Source organism: Methylophaga sp. UBA3192 (assembly GCA_002363955.1).
Taxonomy (GTDB): domain Bacteria; phylum Pseudomonadota; class Gammaproteobacteria; order Nitrosococcales; family Methylophagaceae; genus Methylophaga.
Window position 1 is genome coordinate 246446 of the sequence record DEXE01000007.1, and the last position, 14596, is coordinate 261041.

Annotated in this window: 17 protein-coding genes; 13 read left to right on the forward strand and 4 right to left on the reverse strand. The window is 45.7% G+C overall.

The features are described 5' to 3' along the window. Positions 1-21: 21 nt before the first annotated feature. The 4 genes from B2337_RS12165 (at position 22) to B2337_RS12180 (ending at position 2103) form a co-directional block, all read left to right on the forward strand. On the forward strand, positions 22-267 hold the full coding sequence (locus tag B2337_RS12165; RefSeq protein ID WP_292413721.1) for a DUF6868 family protein: 246 nt from the start codon (positions 22-24) through the stop codon (positions 265-267). Between the two features lie 99 nt (positions 268-366). Then, entirely contained in the window at positions 367-780 is a 414-nt protein-coding gene (gene rnk / locus B2337_RS12170) for a nucleoside diphosphate kinase regulator (RefSeq protein ID WP_292361555.1), read from the forward strand. Positions 781-808: 28 nt separating this feature from the next. After that, positions 809-1855, forward strand: a complete 1047-nt coding sequence (locus B2337_RS12175; protein ID WP_292413719.1) for an META domain-containing protein — start codon at positions 809-811, stop codon at positions 1853-1855. Positions 1856-1857: 2 nt separating this feature from the next. Next, positions 1858-2103, forward strand: coding sequence for a DUF2007 domain-containing protein (locus tag B2337_RS12180; RefSeq protein WP_292361553.1), 246 nt, complete (start codon positions 1858-1860; stop codon positions 2101-2103). Here B2337_RS12180 and ribF read toward each other — a convergent pair. Next, the gene (gene ribF, locus B2337_RS12185) at positions 2088-3032 is read right to left on the reverse strand and encodes a bifunctional riboflavin kinase/FAD synthetase (protein ID WP_292413718.1); all 945 of its coding nucleotides are present in this window, start codon (positions 3030-3032) and stop codon (positions 2088-2090) included. The two genes, B2337_RS12180 and ribF, sit on opposite strands and share 16 nt — an antisense overlap. Positions 3033-3156: 124 nt before the next feature. On the opposite strand from ribF, the gene B2337_RS12190 reads away from it, so the two are divergent. From B2337_RS12190 to folE2, 5 genes are read left to right on the forward strand one after another with little or no spacing between them, the layout of a single operon-like run. Continuing rightward, positions 3157-3402, forward strand: coding sequence for an exodeoxyribonuclease VII small subunit (locus B2337_RS12190; protein ID WP_292361551.1), 246 nt, complete (start codon positions 3157-3159; stop codon positions 3400-3402). Between the two features lie 26 nt (positions 3403-3428). Next, positions 3429-4295, forward strand: a complete 867-nt coding sequence (gene ispA / locus B2337_RS12195; RefSeq protein WP_292361822.1) for a (2E,6E)-farnesyl diphosphate synthase — start codon at positions 3429-3431, stop codon at positions 4293-4295. 15 nt (positions 4296-4310) lie between these two features. Beyond that, positions 4311-6131, forward strand: a complete 1821-nt coding sequence (gene dxs, locus B2337_RS12200; protein WP_292361550.1) for a 1-deoxy-D-xylulose-5-phosphate synthase — start codon at positions 4311-4313, stop codon at positions 6129-6131. A 47-nt stretch (positions 6132-6178) separates the two neighbouring features. After that, the gene (queD, locus tag B2337_RS12205; protein ID WP_292361549.1) at positions 6179-6559 is read left to right on the forward strand and encodes a 6-carboxytetrahydropterin synthase QueD; all 381 of its coding nucleotides are present in this window, start codon (positions 6179-6181) and stop codon (positions 6557-6559) included. A gap of 8 nt (positions 6560-6567) precedes the next feature. Then, positions 6568-7377, forward strand: coding sequence for a GTP cyclohydrolase FolE2 (folE2, locus tag B2337_RS12210; RefSeq protein WP_292361548.1), 810 nt, complete (start codon positions 6568-6570; stop codon positions 7375-7377). A gap of 51 nt (positions 7378-7428) precedes the next feature. On the opposite strand, the gene B2337_RS12215 is transcribed toward folE2, so the two are convergent. Next, on the reverse strand, positions 7429-8073 hold the full coding sequence (locus B2337_RS12215) for a retropepsin-like aspartic protease family protein (RefSeq protein WP_292413716.1): 645 nt from the start codon (positions 8071-8073) through the stop codon (positions 7429-7431). A 39-nt stretch (positions 8074-8112) separates the two neighbouring features. On the opposite strand from B2337_RS12215, the gene mobA reads away from it, so the two are divergent. The 3 genes from mobA to ttcA are packed head-to-tail and all read left to right on the forward strand — an operon-like array spanning position 8113 to position 11346. Continuing rightward, positions 8113-9228 carry a molybdenum cofactor guanylyltransferase MobA gene (gene mobA, locus B2337_RS12220; RefSeq protein ID WP_292361546.1) on the forward strand — a complete coding sequence of 372 codons (1116 nt, stop codon included), beginning with the start codon at positions 8113-8115 and terminating at the stop codon, positions 9226-9228. Then, a complete protein-coding gene (locus tag B2337_RS12225) occupies positions 9221-10480 on the forward strand; it encodes a bifunctional molybdopterin-guanine dinucleotide biosynthesis adaptor protein MobB/molybdopterin molybdotransferase MoeA (protein ID WP_292413714.1) in 1260 nt (419 codons plus the stop codon). The genes mobA and B2337_RS12225 overlap by 8 nt, the downstream gene beginning before the upstream one ends. Next, entirely contained in the window at positions 10480-11346 is an 867-nt protein-coding gene (ttcA, locus tag B2337_RS12230) for a tRNA 2-thiocytidine(32) synthetase TtcA (protein WP_292413712.1), read from the forward strand. The genes B2337_RS12225 and ttcA overlap by 1 nt, the downstream gene beginning before the upstream one ends. Positions 11347-12007: 661 nt before the next feature. Here the strand turns inward: ttcA and B2337_RS12235 are convergent. After that, a complete protein-coding gene (locus B2337_RS12235; protein WP_292361543.1) occupies positions 12008-12394 on the reverse strand; it encodes a VOC family protein in 387 nt (128 codons plus the stop codon). Between the two features lie 36 nt (positions 12395-12430). After that, the gene (locus tag B2337_RS12240) at positions 12431-13315 is read right to left on the reverse strand and encodes a DMT family transporter (protein ID WP_292413710.1); all 885 of its coding nucleotides are present in this window, start codon (positions 13313-13315) and stop codon (positions 12431-12433) included. Between the two features lie 73 nt (positions 13316-13388). On the opposite strand from B2337_RS12240, the gene dapC reads away from it, so the two are divergent. Then, a complete protein-coding gene (gene dapC, locus B2337_RS12245) occupies positions 13389-14585 on the forward strand; it encodes a succinyldiaminopimelate transaminase (protein WP_292413708.1) in 1197 nt (398 codons plus the stop codon). Positions 14586-14596 lie beyond the last annotated feature (11 nt).

The following is a 14596-nucleotide window of genomic DNA, read 5'->3' on the forward strand; positions in this document are numbered from 1 at the left end:
CTGTTGAAAGGAGTATCTGCAATGACGCTGGAAACAATGACCTTTGTTTTGGGTTGGACCACTGTGCTCAATTATCTGCTGTTGGCGCTGTGGTTCATCTTGTTTGCTGTTGGCCGTGACAAAATATATCGGCTGCATAGTCGCTGGTTCACTCTGAGCCAGGAGCACTTCTCACAACTCCACTACTTTGGAATGATGCTGTATAAGCTCGCCATTTTTTTGTTTTTACTGGCACCTTATATCAGTTTGAAATTTGTGCCATCATAATCAGGTCTCGGATTTTCCCCCAACGCCATGAAAATGAATGCCGTCAAACATAGATGGTAGTTTTTTGTGCGTCTTTTAATTTGTTGAATGGAGTTTATTGTGAATACGCAACCTGACATTATTATTTCTGAACTCGATTACGCACGTATCGAAAGCTTACTGCAGGTATCTGCAGGGATACCGGCGAATATTAAAACTGCTTTAGAAACTGAACTGGAGCGAGCTGAACTGGTTGAGCCTGAAAAAATGCCAGCCAATGTAGTAACAATGAATTCACAGGTGAAATTTTCCGTCATTTCCAGCGGAGCAACTTTTACGCTGAAATTGGTCTATCCAAAGGATATGGATGATTCTGGTGACCGGATTTCCATTTTAGCACCAGTAGGCAGTGCCATGCTGGGCTTAAAAGAAGGCGACGAAATCAATTGGCCAGATGGTAATGGTGGGATGTTACAGGTCAGAATAGAAGCCATTGAATATCAGCCGGAGCGTGCAGGTGAATTTCATCGATAGCTCCGGGCAACTTTAACCGGAGTTCAATATGTTGAAGTATGGGTTGATCTTGATGTCATTCCTGTTTATCAGTGCTTGCAGCACTGAACAAGCTGATGAGCGTCATTTGATTACCGACGATTTACCAGTCAGCTACAGCGGCACTTTGCCCTGTGCTGACTGCCCCGGCATTGATTATCATCTCAATTTATTTGCCGACCAAAGCTATTATCTTCAATTGCATTATCAGGACTCAGGCGATAATGCGACGTTTTATCAACTTGGACAATGGCAGCAACAAACGGGTCAGCTCCGGCTACTATCTGACGATCCTCAGCAAACGGCATTCCAAATCGAAAAAGATGGCAGTATCCGTTTGCTGGATCAGGAAGATACGTTGATTAATAGTTCGCTGAATTATCGATTACAACGGGAAACACAATTCCGGGCTGTCTACCCTGCTATGCAGTTTCACGGGATGTATAGTTACATGGCTGATAGCGGCATCTTTACAGAATGTCTGACGGGTCAGCGCTGGTTTGTTGCTCAGGAAGCAGATAATGCAACACTTGAATCGCTTTATCTGGAGTATGCGGAAGAGGTTAATCAACCTTTATTAGTTGAGGTGACGGGTTACCTGGAGCCTCGTGCTAATAGTGATACTGGCGAAATTCAGCCAAATCTCATCGTCACGAGTGCCGACGATATCTGGCCTGGTGAAACCTGTGGCGAGCTGGGCTATAACGAAAACCTGCTCAACACCTATTGGAAACTGACTCGTTTGAATGATGAGCCGGTAGAAGTATATGAACAGCAACGTGAACCTTCAATTATTTTAGCCAGTGAAGAAAACCGTCTCTCCGGATCGGATGGTTGCAACCGGATCATGGGCAGTTTTCAACTTAGGGAAGACAAGCTGAAATTTAATCGTATCGCCAGCACCATGATGGCTTGCTCTGAAGGCATGGAAACGGCTCAGGCAGTCCATTTTATGCTGGAAAAAGTACGTTACTGGCAAATTGAAGGTCAACATCTTGAGCTGGCTGATGTGGAAGGTAATGTAATGGCCCGATTTGAAGCAGTACATCTGCAATAATCATGAAGCTGATATTTCGCGGTTCCAATATTCTTGAAGCACACATTGTGGCGGGCCTACTGGATTCACATGGCATAGAAACTCATGTTGGCGGGCATTATTTACAAGGCGCTGTAGGAGATTTACCTGCCAGTGATTTTGCCCATATCTTTGTCAACGATGAAGATCTCCACGCTGCAGAACAGCTAATATCAGATTATGAAGCGGGTAAATTTGCCAGCGACCAGGGCGACTATAACTCGATGTGACTCTCAAAATAATCTTTCGCCTGCGCGGAGTCGAGATGAATCTGTTCAATCAATTTTTCCAGACTGGCAAATTTCTGTTCATCACGCAGTTTTTTTAGAAAATAGACCTGTACGTGCTCACCATAAATATCACGCTGAAAATCAAACAGATGCACTTCAAGCAAAGCTTTATCGCTGCCTGAAATTGTAGGTCTGACACCGATATTGGCAACCCCATTTACCGGCTCTTCATCAATGCCGTACAACTGCACAGCATAGACACCATTTAACGGTACTTTTGCCCGATGCAGATGAATATTTGCCGTCGGATACCCCATTTTGCGACCACGTTTATCGCCATGTGCGACGCGGCCACTCATCCTGTAAGGTCGGCCTAGTAATTTTTCTGCCACGCTCAAATCCCCCTCACGCAAAGCGTCTCTAATACGGGTACTGCTGACCCGCATCGCATCAATGGCAAAGGTATGCATATTGACGACTTGAAAACCTTGATTTTTGCCGACTTGTTGTAACAGGTTAAAGTCACCTTGTCGATCTTTGCCAAAGCGAAAATCATCACCCACCACCAGATAGCGAACATTCAACCCTTCTACCAATAGTTTTTGAATAAAGGTTTCGGCCTGCATTTCGGCAAGCTGGCGATTAAAACGCAATACGCAGAGTTTTTGAATCGAATAGGCGCGTAATGCTTCTACTTTTTCACGGAAACGCGATAATCTGGCGGGAGCTTTTCCCGGTACAAAATATTCAAAAGGCTGGGGTTCAAAAGTGATCACCACAGCAGGCAAATTAAGCATGTCTGCTTTCATCGCCAATTGAGTCAGTACAGCCTGATGCCCCAGATGGACGCCATCAAAGTTACCAATCGTCGCCACGCAACCTTGTGCGGGGTCGGGTAAATTGTATAAGCCGCGAAAGATTTTCGGCATGAACAGTTCAGTGTAAGAGGAAAACGCTACAGACTAACGGGAAATTAACAAACATTCCAGCAGGCATGTCAGCTTCGATTGACTTATAATGTGACGTTAACGCGAACTTTGTACAGAGGCCAATATGGTGGCAAAACGCAAAAAACTGGATTATGAAGCGGCAGTCAGTGAACTGGAATCACTGGTAGAGCGTTTGGAACAAGGTGATATCAGCCTGGAAGAATCGTTAAAACTCTATGAACGCGGTGTATTGCTTACCCGTGATTGCCAGGAGGCTTTGCAGGCTGCAGAACAGAAAGTACAAATGTTATTGCAGCAATCCGGTCAGTCTGATTTAGTAGATTTTGATCCTGATTCCGAGGCCTCGTGACACAAGAATTTTCGCTTTCTGACTGGATGCCCGCGCACCAGCAACGTATTAGTCTGGCTTTACAACAACGATTACCCGATCAAAATACTGTTGCAGCTGCGACCTTGGCTGAAGCTATGCACTACGCGACATTGAATGGTGGTAAACGTTTGCGTGCAATGCTGGTCTACGCAACTGGAGAAGCCTTCAATGCAGATCCTGAGGCATTGGATTCAGCTGCCTGCGCAGTCGAGATGATACATGCCTATTCACTGGTGCATGATGATATGCCTATGATGGATGATGATGATTTACGGCGTGGTCAGCCGACTTGTCACAAAGCCTATGATGAAGCGACAGCTTTATTAGTCGGTGATGCACTGCAGAGCCTGTCATTTGAATGTTTAACTGATAACAATTTGCCACCTGCCCAGCAAATTGCCATGGTGAAATGTCTGGCAAACGCCTCTGGTGTTCTGGGCATGGCCGGAGGACAAGCTATTGATTTAGCTTCAGTGGGCAAACAACTCAGCCAATCCGACCTTGAGGCCATGCATTTATTAAAAACCGGGGCATTAATCAAAGCCAGTGTCATGTTAGGCGCCTATTGCAGCGCAAATCACAGCACAGCGGATTTAAAACAGCTGAACAATTATGCTGAGGCTATCGGTCTGGCATTTCAGGTACAGGATGATGTGTTGGATGTGATTGCTGATACTGCTACATTGGGTAAACAGCAGGGTGCAGATATTGCTCGTAATAAACCAACGTATCCGTCATTGATGGGACTGGAAGCCGCCCGTAACAAGGCACAGACGCTGGTAACAGATGCATTGGCAGCACTCGATAATCTAGAAAATCAATGTTTAGCACTGCGGGCACTGGCAACGTTTGTCGTGCAACGAACCTTTTAATCACACTGATTCAACATGACAAGCCTACTTGCCCAAATCGACTCCCCCGCCCAGTTACGTAACTTGGAACGTAAACAACTGGATCAATTAGCGAATGAGATCCGCGAACTGATTATCGACAAAATCCAGCAAACCGGCGGTCATATTTCGTCAAATTTAGGCGTTGTCGAGCTCACATTAGCTTTGCATTATGTGTTTAACACACCTGAAGATCGCCTGGTCTGGGATGTTGGACACCAAAGCTATGCCCACAAAATTCTGACAGGGCGCCGAGATCAACTGCATACCATGCGTCAACCCGGAGGACTTTCCGGCTTTCCCAAACGCAGTGAAAGTGAATACGACAGTTTCGGGGTTGGTCATTCGAGTACCTCAATCAGTGCCGCATTGGGCATGGCTATTGCTGCGCGTGACAGCGGAGAATCAAGACGTTCGGTAGCCATTATTGGTGATGGTGCTCTGACGGCTGGTCAGGCCTATGAAGCACTGGCGCATGCGGGTGATCTGAATGCCGACTTATTGGTCGTGCTTAACGATAATGAAATGTCGATTTCCAAAAATGTCGGCGGTATGGCCAATTATCTGGCCAGACTGCTCTCCGGACGTTTTTATCGTTCTGCGCGTGAAAGCAGTAAGAAAGTGCTGGAAAAAATACCCTCAGCCTGGGAGTTTGCCCGTCGAACAGAAGAACACGTCAAGGGCATGATGGTGCCTGGGACCCTGTTTGAAGAAATGGGTTTTAACTATATCGGTCCCATTGATGGACACGATCTCGACACGTTAATTACGACATTGAGCAATCTGCGCAACAGTAAAGGTGCGCAATTTCTGCATATTGTCACCAAAAAAGGTAAAGGCTTTGAACCAGCCGAACAGCAGCCTTGCAAATACCATGGCGTCAGTCCTGCTAACAGTAAAAAATCCGGTCCCACGTTTACCCAGGTTTTCAGTCAATGGCTGTGTGATATGGGTGCCGCCTCCGAAGAATTAATAGCGATTACGCCCGCCATGTGTGAAGGATCGGGCCTGAATGCCTTTGCGGAACGCTTTCCTGAACGTTACTTTGACGTTGGCATAGCAGAACAACATGCAGTAACGCTGGCTGCAGGAATGGCCTGTGAAGGTAAAAAACCTGTTGTGGCAATTTATTCAACTTTTCTGCAACGCGCTTACGATCAATTAATACATGATGTGGCATTACAGAATCTTCCCGTGTTATTCGCTATTGATCGCGCAGGGTTAGTTGGTGCGGATGGTGCGACACATGCAGGAAGTTTTGACCTTAGTTATCTGCGCTGTATTCCCAACATGTTGATCATGACACCAAGCGATGAAAATGAATGCCGGCAAATGCTGACCACCGGGTTTCATCATAATGGTCCTGCGGCCGTAAGATACCCGCGTGGGTGCGGCAATGGCACAACGGTTGAACCAAAACTGGACAGCATAGCCATCTGTAAAGCCCATACCTGCCGTTCAGGCAAAAAAATCGCTATTCTGGCCTTTGGGACGTTATTACACGCAGCGCTTGATGCTGCTGAGCAAGTAGATGCCACTGTGGTGAATATGCGCTTTGTCAAACCACTGGACACTCAGATGCTTGATGAGATTGCCGCCAATCATCAATTAATCATCACGATTGAAGAAAATGCCGTTCTGGGGGGCGCCGGCAGTGCTGTCAACGAGTACTATCAGCAACAGGATATTCGTACTCGCTTACATATGATGGGCTTGCCTGACCGCTTTGTTGATCATGGTGATCATGGTCAAATGCTTAGCGCCTGTGGTCTGGATGCAAGTGGTATTATCGATACCATCAATCGTTATTTTGCGTAATAATGGCCTGTTCGATAGCCTAATTCCTGAGTATAATAGTCAACATTATGAGCGCCACCTATACATTAAAAATTCTGGCTGATTTTGCCTCTGCACATACCCTGCGAGACTATCCTGGGGATTGTCGGCGGATGCATGGTCATAACTGGAAACTTGAAGTCGAAGTCACCGCCAATGCACTTAATCAGCATGGTATGGGCATGGACTTTAAAACCATTAAAACGGCGACTCGTGAATTAGCCAAAACACTGGATCACCGTTACCTGAATGATATTCCGCCGTTCGATGAGATTAATCCGACGGCTGAAAATATCGCCCAGTTTTTTTACCAGCGCCTTAGCAATACGCTAAACACCGACACAGCCAGAGTCTCTGGTGTCACGGTTTGGGAAACCGACCGTGCGTGTGTCAAATATAGTGAGGATTAACCCTAATCATGACTGATCAAAATAAGCCCGTGGCAGCAGCAGAAATCGAAGACGTACAGAACATTAAAGACAAACGTCATATCGCGATTGATAAAGTTGGCATCAAAGATATTCGCCATCCTGTTGTGGTCAGTGATCGCACTACCGGCGAACAGCACACTGTCGCCAATTTCAATATGTATGTGAATCTGCCACACCAGTTCAAAGGCACACATATGTCTCGTTTTGTTGAGATCCTTAATCAACATGAACGTGAAATTACTGTTAAATCATTTCATACCATGCTGGGCGAAATGACTGAGCGTCTGGATGCTGAATCCGGTTATATTGAAATGAGCTTCCCCTACTTTGTAAACAAAGAAGCCCCTATTTCAAAAGTCCGCAGTCTGATGGATTATCAGGTCAGCTTTATTGGTGAAATTGTTGGTAAAAAAACCAGCATGAATGTAAAAGTCATTGTGCCAGTCACCAGCCTGTGCCCATGCTCAAAAAACATTTCTGACTACGGCGCGCACAATCAACGCTCACATGTCACGTTAACCGTCAAAACCGACAGCTTTATCTGGATTGAAGATTTAATCGATCTGGTAGAGGACGAAGCATCCTGCCAAATTTACGGTTTGTTGAAGCGTCCTGACGAAAAGTATGTCACCGAGCATGCCTACGACAATCCGAAGTTTGTGGAAGATATGGTACGTGATGTCGCAGCGCGACTTAATGCAGATGATCGCATTAAAGCCTACACCGTTGAATCGGAAAACTTTGAATCAATTCATAACCATTCAGCTTATGCCTTGATTACCCATGGTTTTGATTGATTCGTTAATCATTCATAGTAAAAAAAGCCCGGTATAGCCGGGCTTTTTTTGTCAGAATTTCCGGCGCAAATCCATTCTTTCGCCTTTGCGTTCCATATCAAAGGCATTCAGAAAGCTCATACCGAGTAACGCGCGTTGTGGTTCCGGACCATCAATCACTACTGCGGCGACATTATTCAATGAAATATCTCCAAGCTGTACGGTCTCCAATTGAAGACTGTAAGCCAGTTCTACTCCGGAAGCCGTTCTGACAGAAATCTGTTTGGCATCCAGATAATTCAAACCTAAACGCTTAGCCGTTTTACCATTCAGCGCGATAACGGAAGCACCGGTATCCACGACAAAATCTACTGTAAAACCATTGACCGAGCCGCTGGTAAGATACATACCATTCGTTGGCCAGATACTGACTACGGGCATTTCTGGTGGTGCGGAATACACCCCGCCGACACGATTATTCAGCTCAAAAACACCGCGTTTGCCAGCGACCTCCAGTATCGCCTGACTACTATTGGCGCTGATTAAAGTCACGCCTTCGGGCGTCTGTTGATCGACAGACAAAAAATGTTGCTGACCGTTGATTTCCACCACAGCATGATCACGGTACAGTCCGGTAACCATAATTTGTAAATCCATCGACCATGCGTTAAGTGGAATACACAGTATAATAAACACCAGAATCGTAAATTTATGCATCGTCCCTACTCAACATAAAGCCATTAATTACAAAATATCATGACTGATTATTCCTACCCAACCGTGACCGGTGTCATACTTGCTGGTGGCGCTGCCCGTCGCATGGGGGGTAATGACAAAGGCCTGATAGCATTTCTTGACCGGCCGCTGGTCTCACATGTCATTGATCATATTGCACCCCAGGTTGAGCAGCTGCTGATCAACGCCAATCGTAATATCGAGCGCTATCGACAGTTCGGCTATCCTGTGATTAGCGATACACTTTCCGATTTTCAGGGACCATTGGCTGGCATGCTGGCCGGTATGCAGGCGGCAAATTCCGATTATATTCTGACTGTCCCCTGTGACAGCCCGGCACCCAGTACAAAATTACGACAACGTATGCTGGAAAGCCTGCTTCGCAGCGGTAAAAAAATCGCCGTTGCAACCGATGGTAAGCGTATTCAACCAGTATTTGCATTATTAGACTGTGAACTGGCTGACGATTTACAAAATTATCTCGCCTCCGGCGAAAGAAAAATTGATCGCTGGTTTACCCAGCAACCGATGATTGAAGTAGATTTTTCGGATCAACCGGATAGTTTCAGGAATTTCAATCATCCTGAAGACATACAAACAGCCGGATTCGACTGCTCGGTGCCAATACTGGGGATAGCCGCATTTAGTGGCACTGGCAAAACGACTCTGCTGACACAATTGATTCCTAAACTAAGAACCGCTGGATTAAACGTCGCCGTCATCAAACATGCACATCATTTATTTGATATTGATCAGCCCGGTAAAGACAGTTATCGAATTAGGGAAGCCGGCGCTAATCAGGTCCTGGTGGCCTCCCGGCGGTTATTGGCACTTATGCAAACCAGCAATATTGAGCAATCAGAACCCCTGCTTGCTGACTGTTTAGCCCGGTTAGATATGCGGCAACTGGACTTGATTCTGGTGGAGGGCTTTAAAAACGAGGCTATACCAAAACTGGAATTACATCGCGCCAGCATTGGTAAGCCATTGATTTATATAGATGACCCCAATATCATAGCGATTGCAACGGATTCCGCTTTGCCTGACGAACCCTCTATACCCAAATTGAATTTAAATGACTTAGACGCCATTCTGCTCTTTATCCAGACCTTTATCCGGCAATATCATCATGACTGAATTTACCCCACAGCCAAGCTGCGCCACAACTGAACCGGTTACCACATTACGAGTTGAAGAAGCCAGACAGCGCATTTTGCAACAAATAACGTCCATCAGTTGCTGGCGTAAAGTCGCTTTACGTGACGCATTGGGACAAGTGTTACATAAAGATGTTATTTCTCCGCTATCTGTTCCGCCTCATGCCAATTCAGCAATGGATGGTTATGCATTACGAGGAAAAGATCTTCAAAACCTGTCCATCTCCCTAAAACTCATTGGCAGCGCGTTTGCCGGTCGTCCGTTTGATAAATCAGTTAATGCTGGTGAGTGTGTTCGAATCATGACCGGTGCGATGATGCCGGATGGTTGTGATACTGTCATCATGCAGGAACAGGCCGAAGTTCATGATGATTTGATAACACTGCACGGTGAACATCATGCCGGTGAAAATGTGCGCCTTGCAGGTGAAGATATTCAGGCTGGCGCTGTAGTGCTTCGTGCTGGCCATCGAATTATTCCGGCAGATTTAGGGCTGCTTGCATCGCTTGGATTGGCCGAAGTATCGGTACGCCGACGGATTCGGGTTGCGTTTTTTTCCACCGGTGATGAATTACGCTCTGTTGGCGAAGCATTATCTCCAGGCGATATTTATGACAGTAACCGTTACACGCTGTATGCCATGTTAAAACGCCTGGATGCAGAAATCATCGACATGGGTGTGGTTACCGACACACCCGATGCGATACGCACAGCGTTGGTAGAAGCAACCAGGGAAGCCGATGTCGTCATTACCTCTGGTGGTGTCTCAGTAGGTGAAGCCGATTACGTTAAGCAATTACTGGAAGAACTTGGTGAAGTGAATTTCTGGAAAATTGCGATGAAACCAGGCAGACCCCTCGCCTATGGCAAAATTACGGATACACATTTTTTTGGCTTACCCGGTAATCCTGTGTCCGTTATGGTGACCTTTTATCAGTTTGTACAACCGGCATTAAACAAACTGGCCGGAGCCATTAACCAGGCCCCACTGATATTACAGGCCATAGCAGCAGAAAAGATTCGTAAACGTCCCGGCCGTTTCGAGTTTCAGCGTGGATTTTTACGCAATAATAACGATAATCACTTAGAAGTGACGATGACCGGCGAACAAGGCTCCGGTATTCTGCACTCCATGAGCCACGCCAACTGTTTTATTTTACTGGATGAAGATTGTGACGGTATAGCTCCCGGTCAATCGGTCACTGTCCAACCTTTTGCAGGTCTGATCTAATGTCTGAAAATCAACTTAAACAACAACATGAATTCAATAAACTGCATAAGCGTCTGCGTCGTCAGGTAGGCCAGGCGATCGCTGATTACGATATGATTCAGGATGGCGATAAAGTCATGGTCTGTCTCTCAGGCGGCAAAGACAGCTATACGATGCTGGATATTCTGCTGAATTTACGCGATCACGCACCAATCAATTTTGAGTTGATTGCCGTCAACCTTGATCAAAAACAGCCCGGCTTCCCAGAGCATGTATTACCCGAATATCTCAGCAACCTCGGTGTGCCGTTTCATATCATTGAAAAGGATACTTACAGCATCGTTAAAGAAGTTGTCCCCGAGGGAAAAACCACCTGTGGTATATGTTCAAGACTTCGTCGGGGGTCTTTATACGGTTACGCTCGTAAACATGGCATTACTAAAATCGCTCTGGGTCATCATCGCGACGATATAATTGAAACACTGTTTTTGAATATGTTTTATGGTGGCAAGACCAAAGCCATGCCGCCCAAACTTCTGAGCGATGATAAAACCAATATCGTCATCCGGCCGCTGTGTTATGCCAAAGAGTCTGATATCACCCGCTACTCTGAAGCGAAGGGCTTCCCGATCATTCCGTGTAACTTATGTGGTTCACAGGAGAACCTGCAACGTCAGGTAATTAAGGAAATGCTGCAAAACTGGGAAAAACAACATCCCGGGCGTGTTGAAAACATTTTCCGAAGCATTCAGAATGTTGCCCCCTCCCAATTGGCTGATCAGCAACTGTTTGATTTTAAGGGGTTAGAACAATCACGTATTGATGCCACCGGAGACGAAGACCCAGCTTTTGATGAACAAATCTATCCAGCTTTAGCGCGTGTGTGACTTTTTGATATCTGCACAATTAAAGTTATACACCTTTGATTGTTTTGTTACAGTGCGCTTAAAATAAATTTCGCTAAGTCATTGAATGCACACAACACACACCTAAGCTATTGATTTTATTACAAATCAAAACATGGTTAATTTTTAACCATATCGCGTTCCTCTGTTAAAGAATAAGGACTTAGCGATTTTCACCTATATTAACCACAGACTTATCCACAGAAAATGTGAGTAACTTGCTAAGTTATTGATCAACACTTTTAAGTGCTTGAGTTACCGGATACTCCCTAGGGCTTGTCATGAAAGCGTGTTAAATAGTCGCAATTTAATTAAATGAAATTGCCTGGCAAAATTAATCGAAAGTTAACTTGCTGGCACAGATTTTGATTTTTCTTCCAATAAAACTGACTGAGTTATTCACTTTTTCCTGAATTGTTACAGTACTCTTACAACAAACTTCGCTAAGTGCTTGAATGTACAAAATGATTAGCTAACCAATTGAATTTAAATAGAATTTTAAGTTGGTTAAATTTTAATCATTTTGAAGAGCTCTGTTACAGATTAACGACTTAGCGATTTTCAACAATGTTAACCACAGACTTATCCACAGAAATTGTGAGTAACTCGCTAAGCCGTTGATTGTCAGTTTTAAGTGACTGAGTTACTTGGTTACCGGGGTAAAGTCTTCGGCAAATTCCAGCGCATTTCCATCCGGATCGCGACAGAAAAAAGCAGCTCTTCCAGACTTACTGCGGGAGAATTCCACACCGGCTTGTTCCAGACGTAATGCAAGTGCTTCCAGATCTTCTACCAGCAGGGCCACATGCCGGTCCCGGCCACCATGTTCAGGGCGACCATCAGTCGAATCGGGGTTGGGCAACACCATTAAATGCAATTGTTGCTTGTTATCCAAGTCCAGCCAGGCGCCATCATAAGCAAACTTTGGACGATTAGGATTCAACGGGATCTGCAAGACATCACAGTAAAACTTCAGTGATGTAGGTAAATCTGCCACCAGAAAACTGGCATGTGCAATAGACTTAATCATAAACAATTCCTGCAAATCAAAAAAAAAGACATGGGTCTAACGATTGGTTTTTTCAACCTGAGCAATTCCAAAAGCCGCCGCAAAAATTAATGCACCACCCAGCCACTCCTGCAAAGTCATCACTTCCATAGTTAACAAGGCTGAAGAAATCGCTGCCACAATTAATTCAAATAACATAATAACAGCCGCCAGATAAACCGGCATTCTGGCGAGGCCATAAAGTACTGCGATAGTCATCGCAATGATGATACCGCCGCCCACCAGAACGGCACTTAGCCATACCGATATATCTACAGCAGGAATAGACGCCTGTTGCAGCAGTAAAACCACTATTGAAACAGCGACCACGCCCCACAGGACAATGGTGGTTTTTAACACCATCGGAACAGCTGCCAGTTTTCGACTCAGCACATTGTTTATCGCAAAACAAATACTGGCAAACAAAGCCAGCCAATCGGCCAGACCATGAGGCCAGGGAAATCCCACATCGGGGCGCCACAACATCAGAACCGTGCCCCCCATCGCCAGAACAAACATAATGATGGCCGAGATAGACAGTTTTTCTCTCAGCCACCAGCGTCCTAATATGACCGACCATAATGGTGATAAATAAAATAGCAACATGACTCGCATCACCTGCCCCTCATTCAAGGCCACCAAAAATGCAAGATTTGTCATTCCGGCCGCCAGTGCCAGCCAAAGTAGATCCGCAGGAATCTGTTTCCAGTGATAACGTTGCCTGATAAATATCGGCAGACTGGCCAGCCCGGCAGTCAAATACATAATCAAAGTCACCCATATCACTGACATACCGGCCTGCTCAAACAACCGCATCGGATACCAGATGATGCCCCACATAGTGGCAGCAAATAACAGACTGAGAATCGCGAACTTGAATTCGATAGGTTTTATAACGTTCATCTGGATGCTTATAACACGAGAGGCGGTTGAAGCGTTATAATGCCCAGATTTTCTTATCCGGCGATATGTATTAATGAATCCAGATCTGGCCCTATTACATCCTTATCCTTTTGAGAAACTAGCCGAGCTCCAGCAGGGTTGCCAGCCACCGAATAACCTGGCACATATCTCATTATCGATTGGCGAACCCAAACACCCTACTCCCGGCTTTATTACCGAAGCAGTAATCAGTCATTTGCATGGGTTGTCTGTCTATCCAACGACTATTGGTAGTATCGAGTTACGGCATACCATCGCCAACTGGCTGGATCAACGGTTTCAACTGGCCGGTCACATTGACCCGTTATCACAGATTCTGCCGGTGAATGGTACGCGTGAAGCATTGTTTGCATTCGCCCAGGCGATTATTGACCGACGTCATGATCCACTCATTGTGATGCCAAATCCGTTTTATCAGATATACGAAGGTGCTGCATTTCTGGCCGGTGCCGAGCCTTACCTGCTTAACTGCACGGAAGAAAACGGTTTTGTACCGGATTTTGATGCTGTCCCGGCCAGTGTGTGGTCTCGTTGCCAATTGTTATATCTTTGCAGTCCGGGCAACCCAACGGGTGCGATTGTGGATGCTGAAACCCTGACCAAACTGATTCAACTGGCACATGAATATGATTTTGTGATTGCCGCCGATGAATGTTATTCCGAAATCTATTTTGATGAAGCTTTGCCACCAGTTGGTCTGCTGCAGGCAGCTGTTGCCGCAGGTTATACAGATTTAAGCCGTTGTGTGGTATTTCACAGTCTTTCCAAGCGCTCCAACGCACCTGGGCTGCGCAGCGGATTTGTTGCGGGTGATGCCACAATAATGAAATCTTTCCTGCGCTACCGCACCTATCATGGTTGTGCCATGCCTCCTTCAACCCAGTCAGCCTCTATTGCCGCCTGGTCAGATGAAGCTCATGTTGTACATAATCGTCATTTGTACAGAGAAAAATTCACTGCCGTGCTCGATATTCTGTCACCGGTAATAAATGTGACTCAGCCTGAAGCAAGTTTTTATCTGTGGGCAGAAACACCAATTGCCGATACCGATTTTGCCCGTGGCTTGTTTGATCAATATAACGTCACCGTGTTACCGGGGCGTTTTCTGGCCAGAGATACCAAACAGGGTAATCCCGGCGTAAATCGAATCCGTATGGCATTGGTTGCACCACAAGATGAGTGCGTCGAAGCCGCAATGCGAATCCGTGATTATATTGAAACCCTATCTTAAAATAACCTGGA

Bases quoted from the DNA above. Each gene is read 5' to 3' on its own strand.
- ispA (WP_292361822.1), top strand. From the start codon at position 3,429: ATGCCCGCGCACCAGCAACGTATTAGTCTGGCTTTACAACAACGATTA.
- B2337_RS12235 (WP_292361543.1), bottom strand. From the start codon at position 12,394: ATGATTAAGTCTATTGCACATGCCAGTTTTCTGGTGGCAGATTTACCT.
- B2337_RS12225 (WP_292413714.1), top strand. From the start codon at position 9,221: ATGACTGAATTTACCCCACAGCCAAGCTGCGCCACAACTGAACCGGTT.
- queD (WP_292361549.1), top strand. From the start codon at position 6,179: ATGAGCGCCACCTATACATTAAAAATTCTGGCTGATTTTGCCTCTGCA.
- ttcA (WP_292413712.1), top strand. From the start codon at position 10,480: ATGTCTGAAAATCAACTTAAACAACAACATGAATTCAATAAACTGCAT.
- folE2 (WP_292361548.1), top strand. From the start codon at position 6,568: ATGACTGATCAAAATAAGCCCGTGGCAGCAGCAGAAATCGAAGACGTA.
- B2337_RS12180 (WP_292361553.1), top strand. From the start codon at position 1,858: ATGAAGCTGATATTTCGCGGTTCCAATATTCTTGAAGCACACATTGTG.
- B2337_RS12190 (WP_292361551.1), top strand. From the start codon at position 3,157: ATGGTGGCAAAACGCAAAAAACTGGATTATGAAGCGGCAGTCAGTGAA.
- dapC (WP_292413708.1), top strand. From the start codon at position 13,389: ATGAATCCAGATCTGGCCCTATTACATCCTTATCCTTTTGAGAAACTA.
- B2337_RS12240 (WP_292413710.1), bottom strand. From the start codon at position 13,315: ATGAACGTTATAAAACCTATCGAATTCAAGTTCGCGATTCTCAGTCTG.
- ribF (WP_292413718.1), bottom strand. From the start codon at position 3,032: ATGCCGAAAATCTTTCGCGGCTTATACAATTTACCCGACCCCGCACAA.
- B2337_RS12215 (WP_292413716.1), bottom strand. From the start codon at position 8,073: ATGCATAAATTTACGATTCTGGTGTTTATTATACTGTGTATTCCACTT.
- B2337_RS12165 (WP_292413721.1), top strand. From the start codon at position 22: ATGACGCTGGAAACAATGACCTTTGTTTTGGGTTGGACCACTGTGCTC.
- B2337_RS12175 (WP_292413719.1), top strand. From the start codon at position 809: ATGTTGAAGTATGGGTTGATCTTGATGTCATTCCTGTTTATCAGTGCT.
- dxs (WP_292361550.1), top strand. From the start codon at position 4,311: ATGACAAGCCTACTTGCCCAAATCGACTCCCCCGCCCAGTTACGTAAC.
- mobA (WP_292361546.1), top strand. From the start codon at position 8,113: ATGACTGATTATTCCTACCCAACCGTGACCGGTGTCATACTTGCTGGT.